This is a genomic window from Jiangella aurantiaca, from assembly GCF_004349105.1.
Classification (GTDB): Bacteria; Actinomycetota; Actinomycetes; order Jiangellales; family Jiangellaceae; genus Jiangella; species Jiangella aurantiaca.
Genome location: NZ_SMLB01000005.1, coordinates 153,007 through 177,693, shown reverse-complemented (window position 1 = coordinate 177,693; position 24,687 = coordinate 153,007). Strand labels below are relative to the sequence as shown.

The window sequence follows — 24,687 nt, the reverse complement described above, 5'->3', positions numbered from 1 at the left end:
TCTGGAAGGACGGCACCACCATGCCGATCATCGACGTGACCAACCTGCACAAGGCCTACGGCTCCACCGTCGCGGTCGACGACGTCTCGTTCGCGGTCGAGGAGGGCGAGATCTTCGGGATCCTCGGCCCCAACGGCGCCGGCAAGACCACCACCGTCGAGTGCATCGAGGGACTGCGGCGGCCCGACGGCGGCAGCGTCAGCGTGCTGGGCCTGGACCCCGTCCGCGACCGCGCGGACATCCGCAAGGTGCTCGGCGCGCAGCTGCAGGAGAGCGAGCTCCCGGAGAAGATCACCGTCGCCGAGGCTCTGGACCTCTACGCGTCGTTCTACGCGTCGCCGGCGAACCCGGCCGAGCTGCTCGCCGACCTCGGGCTGACCGAGAAGGCCGGCACCCGGTTCGAGAAGCTGTCCGGCGGGCAGAAGCAGCGGCTGTCGATCGCGCTCGCGCTGGTCGGCAACCCGCGCGTCGCCGTGCTCGACGAGCTCACCACCGGCCTGGACCCGCAGGCGCGGCGCGACACCTGGCAGCTGATCGAGCAGGTGCGCGCGCGCGGCGTCACGATCATCCTGGTCACGCACTTCATGGACGAGGCCGAGCGGCTGTGCGACCGCCTCGCGCTGATCGACGGCGGGCGGGTCGCGGCCATCGACAGCCCGGCCGGCCTGATCGCGCGGGTGGCATCGGAGCAGACGCTGCGGTTCCGGCCGTCGTCACCGCTGGACGAGACGGTCCTCACCGCCCTGCCCGACGTCACCCGGGTCGCTCGCGATGGCGGGCACTACGTCGTCACCGGCACCGGCAACCTGCCCTACACCGTCATCACCACGCTGGCCGCGCACGACGTCGTCGCCGCCGAGCTGCGCATGGACCAGGCCAGTCTCGAAGACGCGTTCGTCGCGTTGACCGGCCGGTCCTTCGAGCACCAGGCCGCGGCCTGACGCCGCCCGCCGCGTTCGGAAGAGGAGACCCCGTGTCCACGCTGACCAAGATCACCACGGTCGAGTCCAAGCTGTTCCTCCGCGACACGACGTCCGCCGTCATGACGTTCGCCCTGCCGATCGGCCTGATGATCGTGTTCGGCTCGATCGGGCTGGGGGAGAACGACCCCGAGACCGGCATCACGAAAGCCTTCCTGCCGGTGATGGCGCTGGCGTTGTCGGCGGCGCTGCTCGCGCTGAGCATCCTGCCGACGGTGCTCGCGACCTACCGCGAGAAGGGCATCCTGCGCCGGCTGTCGACGACCCCGGTCCACCCCGGCAACGTGCTGGCCGCCCAGGTGCTGGTGAACCTGGCGGCGCTGGTGGCCGCGGCGGTGATGGTGGTCCTGCTCGGCGGGGCCGCGTTCGACCTGGGGACGCCGTCGAACGTGGCCGGGTTCCTGGTCGCCTTCGTGCTGACGGCGACGGCGCTGTTCGGGGTGGGTCTGCTGGTGGCGGCGCTGGCGCCGACCGGCAAGGCGGCGACGTCGATCGGGATGCTCCTGTTCTTCCCGAGCATGTTCTTCGCCGGGGTCTGGACACCGGGCGACCTGATGCCGTCGTGGGGGCGGCCGATCCGCGAGGTGAGCCCGCTGGGCGCCGGCATGGAGGCGCTGCAGGACGCCTGGAACGGCGGCTGGCCCGACGGGACGAACCTCCTCGCGCTGGTGGTCGTGACGGTGGTCGCCGGCGGCGTCGCGGCCCGGGTGTTCCGCTGGGAGTGACCCCCGTCTAGACGACCTCGGCCAGCTGTGGCGCCCGTCCGGCTGGGAGCGCAGGGAGCGAGCGCGCGGTGTCCGCCAGCAGGTGGACGCCGCGCGCGAGGTCGTCGGAGCGCCCGGTGTACGGGATGCGGAGGAACCGCTCGAACGCCCCGTCGACGCCGAACCTCGGGCCCGCGATGAGGCTGATGCCCCTGGTCAGGCCGAACAGTGCTAGCGCCGAGCTGATCGGCGCGCCGAGCCCCACCCACAGCGACATGCCGCCGTCCGGCACCGGAACGTCCCACTGCGGCAGCCGCTCGTGCAGCTCGCGCACCAGCACGTCGCGGTGGTGCCGCAGCTGCTCGGTGCGGCGCTGCACGAGCGCGTCGTAGTCGTCGAACACCTCGATGGCCACCAGCTGCTCCAGCTCCGGCGTCCCGAGGTCGCCGGCCGCCCGCGCCGCGTGCAGCGCGCCGATGACGTCGTCGTCGGCCCGGATCCAGCCGATGCGCAGGCCGCCCCACACGCTCTTGCCGAGCGATCCGATGGTGACGGTGCGGTGGTCGTCCGCGCGGGCGGCGAACGGCACGTCCGTCCAGCCGCGGTCGATGTCGAGGTCCGCCGTCGTCTCGTCGAGGACGAGGACGGTGCCCGCCCGGCGCGCGTAGCGGATGACGTCGTCCCTTTGTGCCGGCGGCATCGAGGCGCCGGTCGGGTTCTGGAAGTCGGGGATCAGGTAGGCCAGCGACGGGCGGACCCGCTCGAACGCGTCGCGCAGCCGGTCGCCGTCCCAGCCGTCGGCGGTGACCGGCACGGTGACCAGCCGCCCGCCGCTCATGCGGAAGGCGTCGAGGGCGTGCGGGTAGGTCGGCGACTCGACCAGCACCCGGTCGGCCCGCCGCACCAGCGTCCGCCCGATCAGCGCGATCGCGTGCTGCGCGCCGAGGGTGATCATGATCTGGCCGGGGCGGGTGGGCAGGCCGCGCGCGCTGTAATGGTGGGCGATGCGCTCGCGCAGCGTCGGGCTGCCGATGAGGTCGAAGCCGGTCTTGCCGAGGACCCCGGAGAGGTTGGCCGTGGCACGCTGGATGATCGTCTCGAGCCCGCTGATCGCCGCCGGCGCCGCCCGCGCGAAGTCGACGACGGCCGGCTGGGGGAGCGCGCCCGGGCGGTCGTGCGGGTGCGGCAGCGCGACGACGCTGCCGGAGCCGCGCTGGCTGACCAGGTGGCCGGTCTGCTTGAGCGCGCGGTACGCGGACACGATGGTGGTGCGGCTGCGGTCGAGTTCGTCCGCGAGCTCCCGCTCGGCGGGCAGCCGGGTCCGCGTCGGCAGCCGCCCGTCGATGATCAGCAGCCGGATGCGGTCGGCCAGCGCGTGGTACGCGCTCTGCCCGTCGGTCTCCCACTCGCCGAGCAGGGTTCGCAGATCCTTCGGCCCGATCCGTCCGCCGTTCATCAGTCCAGTCTTCCACGATTGGCATCTTGTTGAGAAGAGTGGACTGGTGTTTCGTGGGAGGTGACAGCGGATTGGTCTTGTTCTTCGGGTGGCGGTTTGATCATGGGTGTGATCGTGGTGGTGACGGTGTTGCTGCTGGCGTGGGCGCTGGCGGCCGGTCTGTGGACGGCGCAGCATGGTGACGTGCGGGCCCAGCCGTTCCGCTCGGACTACGACAGCCGCCGTCCGCGGCCGTGAGGCGGGGTTCGAGCCACTGGTGCCACCAGGCGCAGGGTGACGATCTGGAAAGGCCGCAGCGTGAGCCGGACGGCCCCGGCTCGAAGCATCGCGTCGTCCGCGCTGCCGGTCGCCCGCTCGAGCAGATCGGTCAGGTGCACGTCGCGCACGTCGAAGCCCGGCTCGACGACCACCTGGGCCCGCCTGCCCAGCGACTCGTAGAGTCGGACGACGACGTCGCCGGAACGGTCGTGGGCGAGCTTGACGGACTCGACGACGACACCGTCGCCGCGGGTCCGCACCAGTGGCGCGACGGGATCGGCCCCCGGGACGATCCGAGGTCGGAGGTTGACGCCGTAGCCCTCCTGGACGGCATCGGCGATCGAGGCGCCCGGGCGCACGGTCACGACCATCGTGTGCTCGCCTTGGTCGGTGGCCGGGTCGGGGTAGCGCGGCCCGCGCAGCAGCGACAGCCGGACCGTGGTCGTGGTACCGCGATCGGGCCGGACGGCGCGGCTGACGTCGTGCCCGTAGGTGCTGTCGTTGCCGATAGCGACGCCGTAGCCGGGCTCGCCCACATGCAGCCACCGATGAGCGCAGACCTCGAACCGGGCCGCGTCCCACGAGGTGTTCTCGTGCGTGGGCCGGAAGACGTGTCCGAACTGCGTCTCCGCGGCCGATCGATCGGCTCGCACGTCGAGAGGGAAGCCCAACTTGAGCAGCTTCTCCTGCTCGTGCCAGTCGACGGTGGTGGTGATGCGCAGCGACGGCGACTCCGGGTCGAGGCTGATGCGCTGGAGCATCGACGACCGGCCGAACCGTCGCTCCACGACGACCGTCGCGGCCGGACCGGGCGTCTCCAGCCGGACGTCGGCCGCCTCGTCGAGTTCGACGACGTTGCGGCGATGATGCTCGTCGATGTCCCAGGCGTCCCAGCGGTTCGGCAGGTCGCGATGCAGCTCGGGCAGATTGCCCGCGGCGCCCGGCGCGATCGCATCCCGTCCGGAGGCGTGGTCGACAAGCGAGACCAGCAGCCCCCGCCGGTCGACCTGCGCCCGGATCACGCCGTTGTCCAGGACGAAGCCGCCGCCGCTCGGCGAGACGTCGACGCGTCCGGCCGGCTCTGTCACGGGTCCGGCCGCCAGCGGCTCCACGCCGAGGCGCGGATGCGGCGCCGCGTTCAGCAGCAGCGGGCGGTCGCCCGGGCCCACCAGTGCCGCCACCGCGTCGGCGATGATCGACTCCAGCTCGGCGGCGATCCGCGCGTAGTCGCGCTCGGCGTCCTGGTAGACCCACGCGATAGAGCTGCCGGGAAGGATGTCGTGGAACTGCAGGAGCAGCACGTTCTGCCAGCTGCGCCGCAGCCGGTCGTAGGGGTAGGGGACACCCCGCCGGACGGTCGCGGTCGCCGCCCACAGCTCGGCCTCACGCAGCAGGTGCTCGCTGCGCCGGTTGCCGCGCTTCGTGTTCGCCTGGGACGTGTACGTGCCGCGGTGGAACTCCAGGTACATCTCGCCGACCCACACCGCCGGATCGGTCAGCTCGGCCTGCGCCCGCTCGAAGAACGTCGACGGCGCACCCATGCGGACGGTCGGAGAGCCCTCCAGGGAGCGCAGCCGGTGTGCCGCGGCCAGCATCTCCCGCGTCGGGCCGCCGCCGCCGTCACCCCACCCGAACGGCACCAGCGAGATGGTGCCGTGGCCCTTCTCCCGGTAGTTGCGCTGAGCGTGTGCCAGCTGCGCTCCGGACAGGTCGGAGTTGTACGTGTCGACCGGCGGGGCATGCGTGAAGATCCGCGAGCCGTCGATGCCCTCCCACCAGAACGTGTGGTGCGGCATCGGGTTCGTCTGGTTCCAGGCCATCTTCTGGCCGAGGAACCAGCGTGCGCCGGCGTCAACCGCGATCTGCGGCAGCGCACCGGAGTAGCCGAAGGAGTCCGGCAGCCAGACCTCTTGGCAGTCGATGCCGAACTCCTCGGCGAAGAAGGTCTTGCCCTCGACGAACTGCCGCACTAGGGCCTCACCGCCAGGCAGGTTGGTGTCGGCCTCCACCCACATTCCGCCGACGGGCACGAACTGCCCGGCGGCGACCTTCTTCCGGATGCGCCCGAACAGCTCCGGGTAGAACTCCTTCACCCAGGCCAGCTGTTGGGCCGAGGAGCAGGCGAACACCAAGTCCGAGTCGTCGTCCATCAGCGCCACGACGTTGGAGAAGGTCCGCGCGCACTTGCGGATAGTCTCGCGCACCGGCCACAGCCAGGCCGAGTCGATGTGCGCGTGGCCGGTCGCGATGACGGCGTGTGCACTGGCATAGGCGGGTCTGGACAGCACGTCCGCCAGCTCGGCACGCCCCAAGGCGGCAGTGCCGGCGACGTCGTCAGGGTCGACGGCGTCGAGCATGCGCTCCAGCGCCCGCAGGATCTCGCTGCGCCGGGGCAGGTCCTCCGGCAGTTCGCCCATCAACCCGCGCAGCGTCCAGACGTCCTGGTACAGCTCCCAAGCGACAAGGTCGCGCTGAGCGAGATCAACCTGCGTCAAGCGGTAGAGCGGAGCGTCCCCGGCGGTGCCCTTGTCGCCGAGAGGGGTAGGGGCGAAGGTGAAGTCCTTGTCGGTGTTCGGGTTGGCGGCGGCCTCGACGTACAGGTCGACCCGGTCACCGCCTGCCGCTGCCAGCGGGACGTGGCGGTTGAACGGCGAGACGGCCTTGATGATCGTGCCGTCGGGCCGGTAGGCGGTGCCCTCGGCCTGGAAGCCCGGCGTGGTGCCGTCGAAGCCCAGGTCGATCAGGATCTCCAGGCCGGTGCGCCCGTTGGGGGCGGTCCAGTTGGCGGGAACGTCGCCGGTGACGTGCAGCCAGAGGGTGCTCCACGGCCGACCCCAGGGTTCGCCCACGGAGAACGGCAGGTACTCCTGCGCGATCGCCTGCCGGGCCGGCACCGGCTCGTCTGGCACCGGCCAGGCCGACACCGTCAGCGGTGCCGTGCGCGGGTAGATGGCCGGAGTCAGCCGCTCGTCGACGAACCGGCGCAGCCGCCCTTCGGTGATCATCCTGGTGTCGTGCATCCTGGTGGGCTCCTTCGTCACCGGCGCCGGACGATGCAGGCGGGGCCGGGCGTCGTGCCCGGGCCCGACGCGCCGACGGAGATGGTGGTCACGGCCTGCGGGCCGGTGTCGGCGAAGACACGCCCGCCGGCCAGGTCGAACGGCACCGTCACCGAGTCCCGGGCCGGGACGCTGACCCGGCGGAAGCCGAGCAGCTCACACTCGCGCGGCCAGGTGTCGCCACCGGTGCGATGCCCGAAGATCTTGACGACGTCGGCCACGTCGGCGTCGTGCGGGTTGGCCACGTCGACCTCGACGCGGACATCGTCGTCGCCGGGCAGGTGCTCGGCCCGGACGGCGAGGATCGTCGGGGCGCGATAGCTGAGGCCGAAGCCGAACGGCCGCAGCACCGGCTCGGGCGCGTCGGCGTAGACGGCGACAGCACTCTGCCGGTCGTTGTAGCGGACCGGCACCGCCCCGGCGGATGCCGGCAGCGTGACCGGAAGGCGGCCGGCGGGTTCGGCGTCGCCCACGAGCACCCGGACGATCTCGGGCGCGCCGTACGGCCCTGGGTACCAGGCGAGCAGGGTGGCGTCGGAGGCCTCGAGCACGCCGGTCAGCACGTGCGGCCGGCCGGCGATCACGACGCTGACCACCGTGCCGCGCGTGGCCCGCCGCACCAGACGCACGAGCTGGTCCTGCTCGCCGGGCAGGGCGAGGTCCGCCACGTCGACGCCCTCGCCGCTGGTGGCGACCGTACCGCCGGACAGCGCCGCGCCGTTGTCGGCGAACTCGTCGGCGTACGTGCGGTGACTGGTTCCGCCGAGCACGCAGAGCACGAGGTCAGCTGATGCCACGGCGCCCGCGATGTCGTCGGACCTTTCGGTGGCATGGACGACGTCCACCCGGCCGCCCGCCGCGGCGCGCAGCGCGTCGAGCACGGAGAGCTGGTCCTGCGGGCGCAGCGGCGGCACGTAGTCGCCCAGCATCGCCGTGGTCGAATCGGCGTTGGGCCCGACGACCACCCACCGCGGCCGTGGCCCACCGGCTACGGGCAACCGCAGGGGGAGGGCGGCGGCGTCGTTGGCGAGCAGGATCAGCGACCGTGCGGCCATCCGCCGGGAGAGCTCGATGGCCTGCGCCGGCGAGTGGTTCACCGGCTCCGGGCGAGCCATCAGTGCGTCGAGCAGGCCGAAGTGGGCCTTCACCGTCAGCACCCGGCGGCAGGCCCGGTCGATCGCGCTCAGCAGCCTGGGGTCCTGCTCCACGGCCTCTTCCAGCAGGGTGAACGCGGTGTCCCAGAGACTCAGGTCCACCCCGGCGCGCAGGGCCACCTCGGCCGCTCGGCGCAGTGAGCCGGTCATGAGGGCGAGCCGGTCGATCGCCTTCCCGTCGGCCATGACCAGACCGTCGAAGGCCCAGTCGTCGCGCAGCAGGCCGGTCAGCAGAGCGGGGCTGGAGCAGCAGGGTACGCCGTCGACGTCGTTGTATGCGGCCATGACACCGAGCGCACCGGCGGCGACGCCGGCTCGCGCGGCCGGCAGGTGCAGCTCGGCCAAGTCCCGGGGGCCGATGATCGCCGACTGCCCGTTGCGACCGCCCACGCCCTCTCCCTGTGCAGCGAAGTGCTTGAGGACGACACCGGCTCCGGCACCGGCGTGCAGCCGGGAGCGATTCGCGCCCTGCATCCCGGTGACCAGTGCGGTGGTCAGCTCGGCGGAGAGCAGCGGATCCTCGCCGAAGCACTCCTCCGAGCGGCCCCATCGAGGATCGCGCAGCAGGTCGAGTGAGGAGACCAGCGCGAGGTGGATGCCGGCGGCCCGCAACCCGTCGGCGACGGCGGCCGAGCACTCCGCGTAGAGCTGCGGGTCCCAGGACGAGCCGACGTTGAGGTTGACCGGGAACGACGGGCCGCCCAGGGCCTGGTGGCCGTGCGGCGCCTCCTCCACCAGCAGCGGGCCGATGCCGTGCCGGGAGTGCGTGCGTGTCGCGTCGACGATCATCGCTGCGACCTCCGCCCGGGCCTCGGGCACCACGCCGGTCCGCCAGTCCCGCCCGGACCACGCGTCGGCGCGCAAGGCCCCGTACAAGGCGCCGATGCCGCCCCAGCGCTCGGCCTCGACGTGGAACGCCTCGGTGAGCTCGTATCCAACGGCGGTGCGGCGCACGCAGTCCCAGCCGTACAAGCGCTGGTTGAGCTGGCCGACCTTCTCGCGCAGGCTCAGCCGGGTCAGCAGCTTCTCGATCGCGTCGAGGTCAGGACGCGGCATGGAACAACTCATTGGACGTGTGCAGGACGGCGGCGAACCGGTCCGGTGCCGCGCCGGCGAATCCGCTCACCCGGAACGTGTGCGACTCACCGGGCAGCAGGCTCACCAGCCCTGTGTCGACGACCGCGCGCGGATCGGCCTGCTCGGCCAGCAGGACGAGATCGGACAGGAACGTCTCGGCCGTCACCGTGACCTCGATGGCGTCCGCGGCGGCCGTGACGGTGGGCCGGTAGCGTGGCGCCGGCAGCAGGACGGCGTCGTCGGGGACGAACCGCCAGACGCTGCGGAGGTCGCCGGCGTCGGCGACCAGGACCTCCTGGCGGCGCCGGTTCGGGGCGACGAGGTCCGGCTCCAGCGTGACGGTCCGGGTGGCGCGGGCGTCGGCCTGCACCGGCACGACGCTCTCCCGCCGCACATCGCCGTCCAGGGTGACCAGCCGGACCCGGACGTCCTGCCGCCACGGCAGGTCGGTGTCGTTGACCAGCACCAGGCTCAGCCCGGCCTCCCGCGGCTGGATCGTGAGCAGCCGGTCGGCATAGGCCGCGCGCACTGCGTGCCAGGCCGGCTTCACCCGCCCGGCGCCGTCGATCAGCGACCACGACGTGACCGGCCAGCAGTCGTTGAGCTGCCAGACGATCGAACCGGCGCACCGTGGCCACCACGACCGGAAGTGCTCGATGGCCAGCCGGAGCGCGTGCGCCTGGTTCAGCGAGGTGGCCAGGTGCCACGCCGCCATGGTCGTGGGCTCGGGCACATGGCCGCGCAGGTTGCGATCGAGCTTGTCAGGACCGCCGATCTGCTTCTGGTGGGCGAGCATGCCCGGGCTGCGCGGCGTCAGCGGCTCGTCATGGACGGCGTCGGTCAAGGTCGGCCACGTCGGCGGCGCCTGGAAGCCGTACTCGGCGACGAAGCGCGGGATGTCGTCGCGATAGCGCGTGTGGTCCAGCGCGTTCCAGACGTCCCACAGGTGCACCGGCCCGTCGCCGGGATGGTTCGGGTGGACATCGGGCGTGGACGAGAACGGGCTGCTCGGGATGTACGGCGTGGTCGGCGCCAGCTCGGTCACGATGGCCGGCAGCAGGCGGGTGTAGTACCACTCGCCCCACCCGCGGTCATCAACCTGCTCCGGCCAGCCCCAGTCGTACCAGCCGAGCAGGTTCTCGTTCGAGCCGTTCCACAGTGCGACGCTGGGGTGCGAGCCGAGCCGCCGGACCGCCTGGCGCGCCTCAGCGGCGATCTCGGTGCGGAACGGTTCGGTCTCCGGGTAGCCGGCGCAGGCGAACAGGAAGTCCTGCCATACCAGCAGCCCCTGCTCGTCGCAGAGCTCGTAGAAGGCGTCGTCCTCGTAGAGGCCGCCGCCCCACACCCGCAGCAGGTTCAGGTTGGCCGCTCGTGCCTGCGCGATGCGTTCGGCGTACTGCTCGCGGGTGATGCCGCTGACGAAGCAGTCGTCCGGGATCCAGTTGGCGCCCTTGACGAAGATCGGCCGGCCGTTGACCTTGACCGTGAAGGCGCGGCCGAACGCGTCCGGGCCGGTGTCCAGTTCGACGGTCCGGAACCCGACCCGGCGGTGGTGCCGTTCGACGACGCCGTCCTCGTCGGCCAGGGTGACGGTGACGTCCTCCAGGTGTTGCGCGCCGTACCCCGCCGGCCACCACAGGCGCGCGTCATCGACCGGGATCGTGCAGTCGATCGCTCCGGCGGCCGGCTCGACCCGGTGGCGTCGCCCGGCGACCTCCACCCACACCGTGAGACCGTCCAGGAATCCGGCCCTGCCGACCACGCCGGCGCGGACGTGCACCAGACCGGTGGCGCCGTCGACGTCCGTGCGCACCTGCAGCTCCTCGAGACGGGCCCGTCGCCACCGGTGCAGGCGGATCCCGCGCCAGATGCCGGCGGTGACGAGGGTGGGTCCCCAGTCCCAGCCGAAGTTGCAGGCCATCTTGCGAATGAAGCTGTACGGATGCTCGTAGCCCTGGGGCAGGTACCCGTGCTCCTCGCAGGCCCGTTCGGTGTACGTGACGGCGGAGTCGAACCTGACGGCGACGGTGTTGCTGCCGGCGTGCAGGTGCTCGGCCACGTCGAAGCGGTAGCCGCGGTGCATGTTCTGCGTTCGCGCCACCAGCGCTCCGTTGACGTGGACGGTCGCGACGGTGTCCAGCCCGTCGCACACGAGGTCGCTGTGCACGTCCGGTGCCGGCTCGTCGAGGTCCACGACGCCCCGGTACTCCCAGTCGACGTGACCGATCCACTGCACCGCGGCCTCGTTCAGGTCGAGGTACGGGTCGGGGATCAGGCCCTGGGCGAGCAGGTCGGTGTGCACGCAGCCGGGCACGGTCGCCGGCACGCCGTCGTCGCGAAGGCGCTCCAGGAGCGCGTCGGGCACGGCGTCCAGCCCTCCGACGGCGCGGACCGTCCAGGCGGCCTCGGTCCCGAGATCCATCGTCAGTCCTCCGGGTGGTCTGTGGGTGCCACGTACCCGGCGGGGATCCGCGGTGGCGATTCGTGCCCGGTGCGGTAGGCGGTGACGGCGTCCAGGCCGGCTCCGGGGCCGGTCAGCTCCACCCGCAGCTCGCGCACCGTCCGCCGCGGGAAGACGTGCAGCCGGTTCACGCCGATCGTGCCCGCCGAGCAGATCAGGTCGTCACTGTGCCAGATCCGATGTCCGGTGACGCGCTGGCCGTCATCGAGGTGCTCGCTCAGCCGCAGGTGGTCGAGGGTCACCTCGTCCGGGAACCGGACCAGCCATTCGTCATCCCGCCGGCCGATCTCACCGTGGATCGGCTCGGCGAAACGGGCGTCGAGCTCCCGGGCCCACTCCTGCACCCGCTTCACGTCGGCCTCATCCAGCAGGCCGAGCCGGTTCGGGGGAAGGTTCAGCAGCAGGTTCGCGCCCATTCCCACCGACCGGTAGTAGATGCCCAGCAGGTGCTCCAGATCCTTGGGGGAGTCGTCCTGCTGCCAGAACCAGCCGCGCCTGATGGAGACGTCGCACTCCGGCGGCAGGTACAGCGCCTCGGCGAACGTGCTGGAGACGATGGTGTAGTTGCTCATCTGGGTGTGGTCGACGACGTACTCGACCGGGTCGGCGGCCAGGCCGTTCTCGTTGCCCACCCAGCGGATGGTCGGTGCGCCCATGTTGAAGACCATGGCGCCGGGCTGGTGGCGGTGGATCACGTCGGCGATCCGAGGCCAGTCGTACGGGTACCCCTCCGACCCGGCGCCGTCGAACCACAGCTCGACGAGCGGGCCGTACCGCGTGCACAACTCGGTGAGCTGCCGGACGTAGAAGTCGTTGTACGCAGCCGGATCGCCGTAGCACGAGGCGTTCCGGTCCCAGGGCGACACGTAGAGGCCGAGCCCGAGCCCGGCCTTGCCGCAGGCCTCGGCCACCTCGGCCACCACGTCGCCCCGGCCGCCCCGCCAGGGGGAGGAGCGGACGGAGTAGTCGGTGGTCGAGGTCGGCCAGAGGCAGAAGCCGTCATGGTGCTTGGCCGTGAGCACCAGGTACTGCGCACCCGCGTCCTTGGCCACCGACACCCATTGACGAGCGTCGAACTCGGTGGGGTCGAAGGCCGATGCGGGCAGGGAGCCGTTGCTCCACTCCTTGCCGAAGTACGTGTTGATGCCGAAATGGATGAAGACCCCCACCCCCATTCGCTGCCAGGACAGTTGTTCGGGTGTCGGTACGACCAAGGTCACTTCACAGCCCCTTCGGCAACGCCCTTGTAGAACCAGCGCTGCAACACGATGAACAGAATGAGAATCGGTGCGATGGAGATGACGGAGCCGGCCATGACGATGCGCACGTCGTAGCCGAGGGACGACTCGGCCATCCGCGACAGGCCGAGCGTCAGGGTGAAGAGGTTCTCGCTGCGCAGCACGATGAACGGCCACAGGAAGTCGTCCCAGGCGGCGATGAACGAGTTGATGATCACCACCATCATGGCTCCGACCGACGCCGGCAGGTAGATCTTGGTGAAGCGCTGCCACTCGTTGGCGCCGTCGAGCAGCGCCGCGTCCTCCACCTCGTCCGGCACGGCGTCGAACGTGGCCCGCATGATCAGGACGTTCACCGCGGCGATCGCGCCCGGCAGCCAGACGCCGATCAGGTTGTCCACCAGCCCCGCGTCCCGGACCATCATGAACAGCGAGACCATGATCGACTCGAACGGGAAGATCATCGAGACGATCAGGACGGCGTAGACCGCCTTGCGGCCGCGCCAGCCCTGGCGCGACATCATGTAGCCGGCCAAGGTCGGGAAGATGACCTGCGACGTCACGGTCAGTGCGCACATGATCAGGCTGTTGAGCATGTACCGGGCCATCGGAGCCTGATCGAAGACAGTCTGGTAGGCCTCGAGCGTCGGCTCCCGGGGGATCAGGCCGGCCGCGTCGCCGAAGATCGCCTCACCGTCCCCCTTCAGCGAAGACAGCAGCTGCCAGAGCAGCGGCCCGACCATGAGGGCGAGCACGAGCGTCAGGACGACGTAGCGGACCACGAGCTCGCGCGGGCGGCCGTAGCCGCGCAGACGTGCGGCGACGCGCATCAGTCCTCCTTCGAGCCGAACTTGTGGGCGAGCAGCGCCAGCACGCAGGTCATCGCGAACAGCGCGACGCTGATCGCGGCGCCGTAGCCGGCGTTGCCCGCGATCGGGTCGAGGGCGGCGTCGCGGATGTAGAACGGCAGCGTCCTGGCCTGCCCGCCGGGGCCGCCGGTGGCGCCGCCGAGCACGTAGATCTCGGTGAAGACCCGCAGCGAGCCGATGCCGGACAGGATGCCGATCAGCATCATGGTCAGCCGCACGCCCGGGATCGTGATGTGGATGAACCGGCGGACCGGGCCCGCTCCGTCCAGCTCGGCGGCCTCGTACAGATCTCGAGGGACGTTGGCCAGCGCCGCGAGGTAGAAGATCATGTACCAGCCCAGCCCCTTCCAGACCGTCAGCGCGATCGCGCTGGCCAGGATGAGCGTGCTGTCGGACAGGAACGGGACGGCGTCGTCGATGAGGTGCAGCTTGCCGAGCGCCGTGTTGATCGGGCCTTGGTCGCTGAGCAGGTTCTGCCAGACCAGGCCGACCGCGACCATGGAGGCCAGCACCGGTGTGTAGAACGCGGACCGGAAGAACCCGATCCCGGGGATCTTCTTGAACACCAATTGGGCGAGGATCAGTGGCAGGAGCACCAGGAGCGGCACCGCGAACACCGCGTACAGGACGCTGTTCTTGGTGGCGAGCCAGAAGTCCGGGTCGTCGAGCAGCCGGGCGTAGTTGTCCAGGCCGACGAACGCGCCACCGCCGCCGAGCGGCTTGGCGTCGGTGAACGACAGCAGCACGGTGTTGACGAAGGGGAAGATCCCCCACACGGCGACGGCCACGATGGCCGGTCCCACCCAGAGGAAGGGGACCCACCAGGCGCGGTACAGCGCGGCACCACCCCTGGCCACGGGTGTTCGGCCGGGACGTCGGCGACGGCGCGGCCCGCGCCGTCCCGGCCCTTCCAGGTCCGGGACGGCACGGCGCTGCGACGCGGGCGCGAGAGCCACGACTACCCCTGGCTGAGGATGTCGTTGGCCTTGTCCTGAGCCGCGTCCAGGGCCTCTTGGGGCGACTTGTCGCCCTGCATGGCCAGCTGGATCTCGCCGATGATGGCGGAGTTGACCGCGTCGCTCCACGCGTAGATGAAGGCGTTCTCGGCGTTCTGCGCCAGCTCCACCGAGAGGCGGTTGGCCTGGGCCAGCGCATCGTCGCCTGTGATCTCGGTCAGCTTCGGGATGCTCAGCGACTCCTCGGTGCTGGGGAAGTTCGAGATGCGCTCGTCGGAGATGAACTCCGACTGCTTCTCCGGGCTGAGCAGGTATTCGGCGAAGGCCAGCGCCGCGGCGGGGTTGTCGCTGGTGCTGGGCACGGCGATCAGCTGGCCGTCCTGGAAGGCGTGCCCGCGCTCGCTCAAGAGCGACGCGACACCGGTCGCGGCGTAGACCTCCGCGTTGCTCTCCTGCACGAACCGCAGCGACGAGGCGTTGGTCGAGCCCCACACGATCCTCCCCTGGCTGTAGAGGGTCGTGGGGTCGTCGCTGCTGGAGATGGTGTCGGCAGGCAGGGCGCCGGCCTGGTAGAGCTCGGCCATCCGCTCGGTCCAGTGCAGCGCGGCCGGGTCGTCGGCGAAGGTGAACTCGGTCTCGTCCTCGTTGGTGATCTCGACGTTCATCAGCTGCCAGTCGCTCGGCAGGCGCCACATCGGGTTGGCGGAGAAGGCGAAGAACTCGCCACCGGACGTCTCGGCGATCTGGGCCGCGGCGTCGAACTGCTCGTCGATGGTCGTCGGCGGCGTGCTCGGATCCAGGCCGGCCCGCTCCATCAGCGCGGTGTTGAAGGTCTGGATGCCGGTCAGCCCCCAGTACCACGGCAGCACGTAGTGGCTGTCGATCCCGGGCATGACCAGGCTGTCCCAGACGCTGGGGATGAAGGCGTCGCCGATCTCCGGCGCTTTGACGTCCAGGTCGAGCAGGAAGTTCTCCCGGTACAGCGCGTAGGCCGTGATCTGGTTGAGGTTGACGACGTCGGGGAGCTGGCACGACTGGGCGTCGGTGACCAGGCGCTGGGTGAACGACGCGTCGCCGGGGTCGTCCTGCCAGTTCACGGTCACGTCGGGGTGCATCTCTTCGAACTCGGCGATGACCGTCTCGAAGTACGGGCTGAAGTCCTGCTTCAGCGCGGTGGTCTGGAAGGTGATCTCGCCGGCCACCTCGCCGGTCACCGGCTCGTCGGAGGTGGCTTCCTCGCTGAGCTCGCAGCTGCCGGCTCGCTGCTGCGTCTCGGTGTCGTCGCTGTCGCTGCCGCCGCCGACGCCGCAGGCGGTGAGGGTGATGCCTGCGGCGGCGATACCGGCGAGGACTCTGATGGTGCGTCTGGACATGCTGCTCTCCCGTTCTGTGAAGGAGCTGGCGAACAACGCTCGGGTGCCTGGCGTGGGCGTGGTCAGGGGGTTCGTCGGATAGCCGGTGCGGAGCGGACGAAGACGGGCGCGACGCCGTAGATCTCGTCGCGAGCGGAGTCCAGCGCCGTCGTGACGGCACCGGAGACGACGGCGTCGTGGCCGAGGCCGCTGACCACGACGGCGGGACGGAACGGAGATGTCTGTGCCACCCGGCTGCCGACAGCCTCGGCCAGCCGATCGCCGCCGGCGGTCGCGATCTCGCCGACGAGCACGATCAGCTCCGGGTCGATGACGGCGCACACTGACACGACGCCGAAGGCGAGTCGGCGGGCGACTTCGAGCAGGAACCGCTGACGCAGTTCCGCGGGGACGGCATCGCGCCCGTCCGGCCCGGTGTCGTCCGGCCCGGGCGCCAGGACGGCGGCGGGCGAGAGGTCCGCGAGTCCCAGATCGGCCAGGGCGGCGGCCAGGCCCCGGGCACCCGCGACGGACTGCAGGCCCTCGTTGTAGTCGCCGGCCGACCGCTGCTCCCAGGCGAGGTCGGGCACGTACCCGATCTCGCCCGCGGCTCCGTGTGACCCGCGGACCAGCTGCGATCCGAGCATGATGGCGGCGCCCACGCCCTCGTCGCACTTGAACAGCGCGAACGCCTCGGCGTCTACGGCGCGGCCGAGCCGGCGCTCGGCGATGGCGGCAAGGTTGATGTCGTTCTCGAACCGGACCGGAATGCCCAGCGCGTCGTGCATCCGGGCGAGCTGTCCACCGGTCCATTCCGGCTGGCCCCACACGAAGCTCATGTCGCCGGAGGGATCCACGATGCCGGGCGTACCGACGACGGCCGTGGTGAGGTCGCCGATGTCGATGCTGCTCGGTTCCGCCGCCTGGCGTAAGGCGCGTGCCACCAGCTCGCTCGGGGACTCGTCTGGGCGGATCGGCACGTTGACGGCGCCCAGCTCACTGCCGTTGACGTCCGCGATGGACGCTTGGGCATGATCGGGCTGCAACTCCACGCCCGCCACCGCCGCGAGGCCGCCCGTCAGCCCGTAGAGCATCGCGTTCGGGCCGCGGCGCGTGGACGGGCCTTCGCCGATCTCCTCCACCAGGCCGCTCTCGAGGAGCCGGCCCACCAGGTCCGCGACCGACGGCTTGGACAGGCCGGTCAGCCTGGCCAGCGTCGGCCGGTCCAACGGACCGTGCTCCAGCAGCAGGTCGATGACCAGGCGGTCGTTCAGCGACCGGGTGAGCCGCGACGGGTTACGACTGGACATGGCGGCCCTCCCGGACGGCGTCGGACACGCGGTGGCCGCAGTAGTCGAGGACCAGCTCGCAGAACATCGAGTCACCCCAGGAGAACCAGTCGCGGGTGTACCGACCGGCGTCGTCGCAGTGGAATGCCTCGTGCATGGCGAGGGTGCCGGCATCGGTGTCGCGCAGGGTCTGGATCAGTGCCAGTTTCTCGGCCGGGTCCGGGCTGGTCAGACCCTCGACGGCCAGGGCGATCGGCCAGATGTAGCCGGGCGGCGTGTGCGCGCTGCCGACACCGCGGGCGGCTCGCCCGGCGTGGTGGTACGGGTTGTCCGGGCCGAGCACGAACGCGCGAGTGGCCTGGTAGACCGGGTCGTCGAGGTCAGTGGCACCGAGATGGGGGAGCGAGAGCAGGCTCGGCAGATTGGCGTCGTCCATGAGCACCTGGCCGCCGAGCCCGTCGACCTCGTAGGCGTATATCCGCCCATAGCTGGGATGATCGACTACGCCGAACCGCTCGACCCCGGCGCGGATCTCGTCCCGGAGCGCCCGGGCGTCGCCGGCCAGGTCGTCGTCGTGGAAGACCTCGCGGGCGATGGCCCTGACATGGTCCAGGGCCGTAGCGGCGAAGAGGTTACCTGGGACGTTGTATCCGTAAGTGCAGGCGTCGTCGCTGGGACGGAACCCGCTCCACGTCATGCCTGTCGGGCCCACCGGCGATCCGAGCCCGTCGCGGGTCAGGGTCTCGGTGGGCGGCATGCCATGCCGGCGGAAGCGATAGCGCGAGGCCGTCTCGTGCTCCTGTTCGACCCGCCACGTGCGCACGACCGTCCGCAGCGCACGGTGGGCGGTGTCGTCGAGGAAGTCGCGCCGGCCGGTCATTCGCCAGGTCCGATAGGCCAGCTGCAGCGGAAAGGCCAGGGAGTCGATCTCATACTTCTCCTCCCAGACCCACGGGTTGTCCGCCAGGTCGTCCGGGTCGTACGCGGCGCCGCTGGGCTCGGCGTTGAAGGCGTTGGCGTACGGATCGAGGCAGATGTAGCGCAGCTGCCGCCGGACCAGCCCGGCGATCAGGTCCTGCACGGCGTCGTCGGCGCTCATCATCAACAGGAAGGGCGAGAACTGTGCCGTCGAGTCACGCAGCCACATCGCCGGGATGTCGCCGGTGATGACGTACGTGGTGCCGTCGGGGAGCACTCGGGCCGTCTTCTCGAGCGTGTCGGTCATTGCCCGGGTGAAGATCGCGGTGACCTTCTCGTCGCCGATCGTTTGGTCGACAAGTCGTGCCCAGGAGCCGATGAGATCGGCAGCGGCGTTGGTGGTGGCCGGGGGAAGGGACAACGCACTCCTCCGCAACTATTTAACAGGTGCCCTACCTGTTAATTTCGCGAAGCGTACGGGTCGCGACAGCGCACCGCAAGCCCCTACGTGCGACCAGCTCGGGCCAGAGCCCCGTGGCCAGCGCAGAAATCGCGTGAAAGACGGGTGAACCTGTCAGCGCCGTTGGGGATGACCGTGTGGGCGTCGCCGAACGTGCGGGTCGAGCGGGCCTTGATGTCATGGTCGTGGTGACGCCGCCACGCGTTCGCCCGCCTCCTCATGTGTTAGCCGCCGTTGTCGGTGACGATGGGTTGTCGTTGACGTTGACGACCAGGTGTGGAGAAGGTCGGCTCTGCAGTCGCGGGAACCCGACCCTTCTCCATGATCGACTCGGTGGCGGCGGTGTGAGCCGCCATGGGGGTAGTTCATCCAGGTGCTGCCCGCTGCGGCGGCCGGGTGTCCCTGCCGGGGGGCCGGTCGTGGTCGCGGGGTGGTGACATGAGCGCCAACTGTTGGCGCTGGTGTCACCACGCCCGGGTCGTGTTCGGTGCCCTGGCCGGGTCGGCCAGGCCCGCGGGGGCGGCCGACGCCGTGACGACGCCGACGTCGCCGTGCCGATCACCCGGCCTCGCCCGTGACCGCCAGATCCTCATGATCAGTGACGCCATCATCGGCAGTTTCAATGGCGGCTAACACCTCATGCGTGCCTGCCTGGCGCAGCGCGAGGGTCCCTGGTGAGGGCCGCGCCGGATCGGCCGGCCAGGGGATCGGTGGGCAGCTTGGTGCGGCTGGTCACCGCTTTGACGCCCGAAATGCGCCGATTCAGACGGCGATGAGGCGCGCCAATGTGTCATCGTCACAGTGACGCCGCCCACACCCCCGACACCAACGTCACGAGCCACCGGCCGGGTGCGGCGATGCAGAGTGCCGCGGACGGCCCGGCGCGGGGAGGCGGTACACTGATGGTCGCCTCGCCGGAAACGGCGGGGCGGCCACGGGCTGTGGCGCAGCTTGGTAGCGCACTTGACTGGGGGTCAAGGGGTCGCAGGTTCAAATCCTGTCAGCCCGACGGATAGGTCCTGGTAGCTGGCGGTTCCCAGGACCTTCCAGGTAGGTGGAATTTGAACCGCCCATCGAAAACCCATCACAAACCCCGCCGCTCGGCGGGGCTCCGTCGTCTCGGGCTCGGTTGCTGCGGGTCGGCTGTCAATGGCCCTGGTCGTCAGGGCGTCGGCCACACACCTGACCGACATGGACGACATCACGACACCTTCGGGCCCGTGGGGCCTGGAACCACTCATCGACGTCGAGGAGCTGGCGGCGTACCTCGGCGTCCCGGTGACGACGATCTACGACTGGCGCACCAACGGGAAGGGTCCACCGGCGTACAAGTTCGGGAAGGCACTCAAGTTCGCGGTCTCGGACGTGCGGGCATGGCTGGTACGGCAGCGGGAGCACCGGCCGCCGACCGAGCCCGGGCCGGGGTGATTCGCCATGCCTAGGCCACGGCTGCCGATCGGGACGTTCGGCGAGATCATCTGTCGCAAGATTGGGCGCAGGCGCGTTGAGGCGCGTGCCCGCTACCGCGACTGGGACGGGAAGACGCGCCTGGTCCAGGCCACGACCGACACAGAGCGCGCCGCCGAACGGGCACTGAAGGTGAAGCTGTCCGACCGATCACTCTTCCAGACCTCCTTCACCGCGCTCACAGCGGACAGCAGCTTCACCGCCCTCGTCGACTACTGGCTGGAAGACCTCGACCTCGAGGGTCACCTCTCGCCGACCACTCGGGAGCTTTACGAGCGGGACATACGCACCCTCGTGTTGCCGGCCTTTGCCGAGCTTTCGCTCCGGGAGATCGGCGTCGCCAGGTGCGACCGCTTCATCAAGCAGCTGGCCAAGCAGAGCTACAGCCGTGCCAAGCACGCCCGGGTCGTTCTCCGGCTGGCGTTCGCGCTGGCGGTCCGGCACGAGATCCTCCCCAGGAACCCGATGGACGGCATCGCTCGATTGCATCGCCCGCCGTCGACACCGAACGCTCTGTCAGCGACCGAGGTCGACGCCGTCCGCGCGGCCGTGCGGCATTGGGAGTCACCTCCAACCATGCGGGTTGCTGGAACGATCGTGACCCGTCGCGGCGAGCCGGTGCACCGGCAGGACCACCCGAAGACCGCCAAGTCTCGGCGGGCCATGGCGCTACCGTCCTACGCGGCCGAAGCGGTCCGCCAGCGGCTCGCGGCAATGGGGGAGCGGTCTCCAGAAGCGCTGCTCTTCTCCAGCCGCAACGGGACACCTCTGACCCCGAACAATGTGCGGCGCCAGCTACGCCGCGCCATGAAGCTGGCCGAGATCGCTGGCGTCACGCCGCACGCGTTCCGCCGTACCGTCGCGACCGCAGTCAATGAGGCCGCCGGCGTCAACCTCGCCGCAGAGCTGCTCGGCCACAGTGACCCCAAGATCACCCTCGACCACTACATCCGCCGCGATGAGATGGTGAACCCCGTCACCGCCGACCTGCTCGACCAAGCCTTTCGGAGAACCTGAACACCCGGATGGGCTCGGTCCTCTTGCATGTCGTGTCGAGGCGCCGTCATTCGAGCCAGGCCGCAGCCCCGTCCTGATCATCAACCGCGGGCGCGCGGCGCGGCGAAGCGAGGGCATTGTGGGTCGTGAGGCTCGCGGCCCCCGTCGTGCTGGAGGCCACGAGCCTCACGGCCAGTACCGCAGCGGCCGTGAGGCCGGCCGCCGTCCGTCGGCCCGGTGACGGCCGTCCTGCGGTGTGGCCGGCTCGGCCTGCATGCTCGGACGCTCGGACGCGAACGACCGCGCTGTGTAAGCCGACGCCATCACCAATGACACCGCTCCTCAGTCGAGACGTGCGCCGTCACCATCGCCTGACCCGCACCACCCCGGGTGTCCGCTACGGACGGACCTCCGACGGCGGTGCAGTATCCGTGGACCTGCTGTCGGAGCCGTTGAAGAGATCGTCACCCAGGTAGTGGGCCTCGATGCCCTCCGCAGACGCGGGAGAGGGCGGGCGTAGCCGGGCGGTGCCGTGGGGGTTCAGTTTGGCGACGCCGAGGACCGTGTCTCCACGGCGGAACTCCACGAACCCGGTCGGACGCGCCGCGCTGGTGCCCAGCGGTTCGACGGTGGCGGAGACATGGTTGACCCTGTTGCCGCGGGTCTCGACCGACAGGGACGTCTCCGTGGCGCGGAAGACGACGCGCTTCAGGAAGTCCTCGAAGAGCGGACGCGCGGCAACCCAGGTATGGGTGCCGTCCACGTTGTGTTCCACAACGTCCAGGCCATGGCTCCGCAAGGTCGCCGCCCGCGCTATCGAGTTCGGGCCGATGTTGCCGACGAAGTCCTGCAGACCCGTGCCCATGTGGATACCGCCGCGGACACCTCTCATGTTCTCGACCTGGGTCGCGTTGGGGTTGCCGCCCCCAGCCGCCGCCCACAGGCCGTAGTAGTGGAAGGTGGGTGTGTGGTTGTACAGCAGGCTGATGCCTCGCTGCGCGCCCATCGACTGCCCGCCGAACGCCCTGTCCTCCGGGAGCGTGGACACGTTGTACTCCCGCTCGATGAACGGGATGACGTTTTCTCTCAGGTCCCGCGCGTAGCCTTCGTCGCCACCCGGGATCCCGTTGAAGTTGGTAGTGACGATGACCATCGGCTGCACGTGGCCGTCGGCGACGAGATTCTCCATGATGTAGTTGGCGAGTGCCTGCACGAAGAAGTGAGATTCGTTGCCCCCAAAGCCGTGGCTCAGATAGAGCGTGGGATAGGGCACTGGACGGTCGGAGTCGTAACCGGCGGGCAAGTATGCCACGAGGTGGTGCTTGCCCGGCGGATTCGTCGACGTTGGCGAGACATACTCGCGATGCTCGAACGTCCCGGTGAACTCTGGCGGCGTCGGTGCATGGTTGCGGGTGTCGTAGGTCGGGAAGTCCGGGTGCTCCGGCACGAAGACGGTGCTGAGTGTCTGGGCGCCCGTCGGGGTCAGCCCAGCCGACCACGGCGGATTCGCCGGATCGTAGTGATAGGTACAGCCGTCGATCCCCGCAGGCCCCCCGCAGTCATGGACGAAGCGGTAGGAGTGCATCCCGGACGGCAGCGGCGTGGTCCAGGTCCAGACGCCATCCTCCCCTAGGCTCATGTCCGAGGCCGGGAACGCGGGGAAGAACCCGGGACCGGCAGCGGCCACAGTGTCGCCTGGTCTCCAGTCCCATCCCATGCGGCCGTCTGAAGTGCGGGTGTTGACGAGGGACTCAATGCTGGAGAACTGCCATTCTCCCCAGATCCGCACCTGCTCGACATCGCCGGGCGCCTTGTATCGAAACGTGACGGAGTACCCGGTGGGTCCCTCGTCCGTCCTTGTCACCTGAGGACCAAGATCGAGGTCGTCGGCGGTGTCTGCGGAAGATGGGGCGACTGCGACGGCCAGGAGAAGACCGCAGCCAGCTGCAACCGCCGCAGCGCACTGCGCGCGACGTTTGCCGGCTCTCGTCCTTCCCACCCCAGAGCGCCTCCGTGCAGTGGAAGGGCGGGCCGACTCGATACGAGCGACCAGCCTCGTGACGATGCTCCGACGTTCCATGAGTCCCTCTCCTTCTGGACGGACCTGACGGACTTCGATGAGCCCATGTGCCGGGAGTGACCTGGCCGCCTCGTGCACCGTGAGCCTGCTGACCTGAAGCTGATCGGCGAGCTCGTACTCGGAAGACAGCGTCGAGCTTCGCCAAGGATCAGCCCGCTCGAGCTCGCCCTCGACACCTTGATGCGCGAAACCTATCAGATAGGTTGTTCATGTCTAAGCTCTCAGCGGCGGCAGTATGTCGCTGCAGCTGTCACCAGTGCCCCGTTCTGTCGGAGGAAACTGCAAGCTCGAGCACGCGATGTAACGAACGGGTAACAAAACTTATCAGATGGCTTGACCCGTGATGTACGTCACGGCTAGCTTCGAGCTGTCCAAGGGATCGGATGGTTTCCGAGTAGCCGGACAGAGGCCCTGCAGCTTCCCTCCGCAACGAGCTGCGCTCCCGTCAGACCAGACTCAACGTCGAGAGGATCGAGCATGTTAGCGATCACAAATCCCGATCGCCGGCGGTTTCGATGGGGGGCAGTCCTGATCGCCGGACTGCTCGTTGCCGCGGGCTGTGGGGGGTCAGGTGACGACGACTCCGCCGCCGATGGAGGCGGTGGGGCCGACGGCGGGCCCCAGGACGTCGAGCTCGAGTTCTGGACGTTCGTCGACGCTCATACCGACTTCATGCAGGCGCGGGCGGACGAGTTCAACGAGCAGAGCGACGAGTACAACATCATCCTGAACGCCTCGAGCGCCGACTTCGAGGACATGCATGACCGGCTGCTGGTGGCCCTCCAATCCGGCTCCGGCGCCCCAGACATCGTCGACATCGAGATTCAGCGCTTCGCGACGTTCCTCCGCGGAGACGTGCCACTGCACCCGCTGACCGACATCATCGACAACCACCGCAGCGAGTTGGTCGAGGAGCGGACCGCACCGTACCGGGCCGATGGTGTCGAGTACGGCATCGACTATCACCTCGGCGCGTGGGTCATGTACTACAACTCCGAGATCCTCGACGCGGCGGGCGTCGACGTCGACTCGATCGTGACCTGGGACGACTACATCGCGGCCGGGCAGCAGGTCGTCGAGAACACCGATGCCTGGATGGCGTCGATCGAGACGACCGACCGCTTCTCCGTGCTCGGCCCCATGTTGCAGAACGGCGGCGGGACCTACGACGAGAACAACGAACTCATCCTCGACAGCGCGGAGAACATCGAGGCGCTGCAGCTCATCTCCGACATGGTGCACGAGCACGAGATCGCCACGGCCAGCGCCGGCGGCCAGCACCACAGCGAGCCCTACTACCAAGCATTGAACGAGGGCCAGTACGCCTCGGTGTGGATGCCGTTGTGGTACGTGACGCGCTTCAAGGACTTCATGCCCGAGACCGAGGGCAAGATCCTCATCCGGCCGATGCCGGAGTTCAGCTCCGACGGGTTCATCAGCACGATGGGCGGCGGCACTGGGACCGCGATCACCACGCAGATCGACGAGGACAAGGTCGACGCGGCCAAGGCGTTCCTCGAGTTCGCCAAGCTCACCTATGACGCCCAGGTGGCGTTGTACACGGATCTCGGTTTCGACCCGTTCCGTAACGACGTGTACGACGACGAGGCCCTGACCGCGCCCGACCCGTGGTTCGGCAACGAGCCGGTGATGACCAACGTGCAGGCGATGTTCGACCGTCTGGCGCCCGAGTTCACCGGGCCTCGGTACCCGGAGGCCGTGCTCCAGTTGCGCGACGTCGTCGCCTATCAGGTCGTCGAGGAAGGCGCTGATCCGGCCGAGGCACTTCGCCGAGCAGCTGACGAGATCCGCTCGCTCGACTAGCGGCGGGCGACGCTGAACGACCTACATCTCCGTCCGTGGCTCGTGGCCAAGCCGCGAGCCACGAGCGCGGACGGTATCAGCGGGACGGA

Annotated in this window: 18 protein-coding genes and 1 tRNA gene; 8 read left to right on the top strand and 11 right to left on the bottom strand. The window is 69.8% G+C overall.

Annotated elements, in window-relative coordinates; translation table 11 throughout:
• Positions 1-20 precede the first annotated feature (20 nt).
• Positions 21-941, top strand: coding sequence for an ABC transporter ATP-binding protein (locus E1262_RS05820; RefSeq protein ID WP_132102170.1), 921 nt, complete (start codon positions 21-23; stop codon positions 939-941).
• A gap of 32 nt (positions 942-973) precedes the next feature.
• Positions 974-1,705: an ABC transporter permease gene (locus E1262_RS05815; protein ID WP_203453587.1), complete on the top strand. Its 732-nt coding sequence runs from the start codon at positions 974-976 to the stop codon at positions 1,703-1,705.
• Positions 1,706-1,712: 7 nt separating this feature from the next.
• Here E1262_RS05815 and yczR read toward each other — a convergent pair whose 3' ends face one another.
• Positions 1,713-3,140, bottom strand: a complete 1,428-nt coding sequence (gene yczR, locus E1262_RS05810; RefSeq protein ID WP_132102168.1) for a MocR-like transcription factor YczR — start codon at positions 3,138-3,140, stop codon at positions 1,713-1,715.
• A gap of 102 nt (positions 3,141-3,242) precedes the next feature.
• Here yczR and E1262_RS31630 point away from each other — a divergent pair, with 102 nt between their 5' ends.
• Positions 3,243-3,377, top strand: a complete 135-nt coding sequence (locus tag E1262_RS31630; protein ID WP_275261624.1) for a hypothetical protein — start codon at positions 3,243-3,245, stop codon at positions 3,375-3,377.
• Here E1262_RS31630 and E1262_RS05805 read toward each other — a convergent pair.
• The 9 genes from E1262_RS05805 to E1262_RS05765 form a co-directional block, all read right to left on the bottom strand.
• Positions 3,350-6,418, bottom strand: coding sequence for an alpha-mannosidase (locus E1262_RS05805; RefSeq protein WP_132102166.1), 3,069 nt, complete (start codon positions 6,416-6,418; stop codon positions 3,350-3,352). The genes E1262_RS31630 and E1262_RS05805 overlap by 28 nt on opposite strands.
• A gap of 17 nt (positions 6,419-6,435) precedes the next feature.
• Positions 6,436-8,667: a glycoside hydrolase family 3 protein gene (locus E1262_RS05800; protein WP_162605789.1), complete on the bottom strand. Its 2,232-nt coding sequence runs from the start codon at positions 8,665-8,667 to the stop codon at positions 6,436-6,438.
• A complete protein-coding gene (locus E1262_RS05795; protein ID WP_132102162.1) occupies positions 8,654-11,110 on the bottom strand; it encodes a glycoside hydrolase family 2 protein in 2,457 nt (818 codons plus the stop codon). The genes E1262_RS05800 and E1262_RS05795 overlap by 14 nt, the downstream gene beginning before the upstream one ends.
• A gap of 2 nt (positions 11,111-11,112) precedes the next feature.
• Complete coding sequence (locus E1262_RS05790) at positions 11,113-12,324, bottom strand: alpha-L-fucosidase (RefSeq protein WP_132102160.1); 1,212 nt, start codon at positions 12,322-12,324, stop codon at positions 11,113-11,115.
• A 41-nt stretch (positions 12,325-12,365) separates the two neighbouring features.
• Positions 12,366-13,217 carry a carbohydrate ABC transporter permease gene (locus E1262_RS05785; RefSeq protein ID WP_132102158.1) on the bottom strand — a complete coding sequence of 284 codons (852 nt, stop codon included), beginning with the start codon at positions 13,215-13,217 and terminating at the stop codon, positions 12,366-12,368.
• Positions 13,217-14,113: a carbohydrate ABC transporter permease gene (locus E1262_RS05780; RefSeq protein ID WP_203453586.1), complete on the bottom strand. Its 897-nt coding sequence runs from the start codon at positions 14,111-14,113 to the stop codon at positions 13,217-13,219. The genes E1262_RS05785 and E1262_RS05780 overlap by 1 nt, the downstream gene beginning before the upstream one ends.
• A 101-nt stretch (positions 14,114-14,214) precedes the next feature.
• The gene (locus E1262_RS05775) at positions 14,215-15,585 is read right to left on the bottom strand and encodes an extracellular solute-binding protein (protein WP_132102156.1); all 1,371 of its coding nucleotides are present in this window, start codon (positions 15,583-15,585) and stop codon (positions 14,215-14,217) included.
• Positions 15,586-15,647: 62 nt separating this feature from the next.
• Complete coding sequence (locus E1262_RS05770; RefSeq protein ID WP_132102154.1) at positions 15,648-16,874, bottom strand: ROK family transcriptional regulator; 1,227 nt, start codon at positions 16,872-16,874, stop codon at positions 15,648-15,650.
• Positions 16,861-18,192 carry a glycoside hydrolase family 125 protein gene (locus tag E1262_RS05765; protein ID WP_203453585.1) on the bottom strand — a complete coding sequence of 444 codons (1,332 nt, stop codon included), beginning with the start codon at positions 18,190-18,192 and terminating at the stop codon, positions 16,861-16,863. The genes E1262_RS05770 and E1262_RS05765 overlap by 14 nt, the downstream gene beginning before the upstream one ends.
• Before the next feature lie 477 nt (positions 18,193-18,669).
• On the opposite strand from E1262_RS05765, the gene E1262_RS05760 reads away from it, so the two are divergent.
• The 4 genes from E1262_RS05760 to E1262_RS05745 all read left to right on the top strand — a co-directional run bounded on the left by E1262_RS05760 (position 18,670) and on the right by E1262_RS05745 (position 20,715).
• On the top strand, positions 18,670-18,864 hold the full coding sequence (locus E1262_RS05760) for a hypothetical protein (protein ID WP_132102152.1): 195 nt from the start codon (positions 18,670-18,672) through the stop codon (positions 18,862-18,864).
• Between the two features lie 302 nt (positions 18,865-19,166).
• Positions 19,167-19,240: transfer RNA gene (locus E1262_RS05755), tRNA-Pro, on the top strand.
• A 182-nt stretch (positions 19,241-19,422) separates the two neighbouring features.
• On the top strand, positions 19,423-19,659 hold the full coding sequence (locus E1262_RS05750) for a helix-turn-helix transcriptional regulator (RefSeq protein ID WP_132102150.1): 237 nt from the start codon (positions 19,423-19,425) through the stop codon (positions 19,657-19,659).
• Positions 19,660-19,665: 6 nt separating this feature from the next.
• Positions 19,666-20,715, top strand: a complete 1,050-nt coding sequence (locus tag E1262_RS05745; RefSeq protein WP_132102148.1) for a tyrosine-type recombinase/integrase — start codon at positions 19,666-19,668, stop codon at positions 20,713-20,715.
• A gap of 376 nt (positions 20,716-21,091) precedes the next feature.
• Here the strand turns inward: E1262_RS05745 and E1262_RS05740 are convergent, their stop codons facing one another.
• Positions 21,092-22,558, bottom strand: coding sequence for an Ig-like domain repeat protein (locus E1262_RS05740; protein WP_162605788.1), 1,467 nt, complete (start codon positions 22,556-22,558; stop codon positions 21,092-21,094).
• Positions 22,559-23,446: 888 nt separating this feature from the next.
• Here E1262_RS05740 and E1262_RS05730 point away from each other — a divergent pair.
• Positions 23,447-24,598 carry an ABC transporter substrate-binding protein gene (locus E1262_RS05730; RefSeq protein WP_162605787.1) on the top strand — a complete coding sequence of 384 codons (1,152 nt, stop codon included), beginning with the start codon at positions 23,447-23,449 and terminating at the stop codon, positions 24,596-24,598.
• The last annotated feature ends 89 nt before the right edge of the window (positions 24,599-24,687 follow it).

Bases quoted from the DNA above. Each gene is read 5' to 3' on its own strand.
- E1262_RS05820 (WP_132102170.1), top strand. From the start codon at position 21: ATGCCGATCATCGACGTGACCAACCTGCACAAGGCCTACGGCTCCACC.
- yczR (WP_132102168.1), bottom strand. From the start codon at position 3,140: ATGAACGGCGGACGGATCGGGCCGAAGGATCTGCGAACCCTGCTCGGC.
- E1262_RS31630 (WP_275261624.1), top strand. From the start codon at position 3,243: ATGGGTGTGATCGTGGTGGTGACGGTGTTGCTGCTGGCGTGGGCGCTG.
- E1262_RS05805 (WP_132102166.1), bottom strand. From the start codon at position 6,418: ATGCACGACACCAGGATGATCACCGAAGGGCGGCTGCGCCGGTTCGTC.
- E1262_RS05800 (WP_162605789.1), bottom strand. From the start codon at position 8,667: ATGCCGCGTCCTGACCTCGACGCGATCGAGAAGCTGCTGACCCGGCTG.
- E1262_RS05795 (WP_132102162.1), bottom strand. From the start codon at position 11,110: ATGGATCTCGGGACCGAGGCCGCCTGGACGGTCCGCGCCGTCGGAGGG.
- E1262_RS05790 (WP_132102160.1), bottom strand. From the start codon at position 12,324: ATGGGGGTGGGGGTCTTCATCCATTTCGGCATCAACACGTACTTCGGC.
- E1262_RS05785 (WP_132102158.1), bottom strand. From the start codon at position 13,217: ATGCGCGTCGCCGCACGTCTGCGCGGCTACGGCCGCCCGCGCGAGCTC.
- E1262_RS05775 (WP_132102156.1), bottom strand. From the start codon at position 15,585: ATGTCCAGACGCACCATCAGAGTCCTCGCCGGTATCGCCGCCGCAGGC.
- E1262_RS05770 (WP_132102154.1), bottom strand. From the start codon at position 16,874: ATGTCCAGTCGTAACCCGTCGCGGCTCACCCGGTCGCTGAACGACCGC.
- E1262_RS05760 (WP_132102152.1), top strand. From the start codon at position 18,670: ATGAGCGCCAACTGTTGGCGCTGGTGTCACCACGCCCGGGTCGTGTTC.
- E1262_RS05750 (WP_132102150.1), top strand. From the start codon at position 19,423: ATGGACGACATCACGACACCTTCGGGCCCGTGGGGCCTGGAACCACTC.
- E1262_RS05745 (WP_132102148.1), top strand. From the start codon at position 19,666: ATGCCTAGGCCACGGCTGCCGATCGGGACGTTCGGCGAGATCATCTGT.
- E1262_RS05730 (WP_162605787.1), top strand. From the start codon at position 23,447: ATGCAGGCGCGGGCGGACGAGTTCAACGAGCAGAGCGACGAGTACAAC.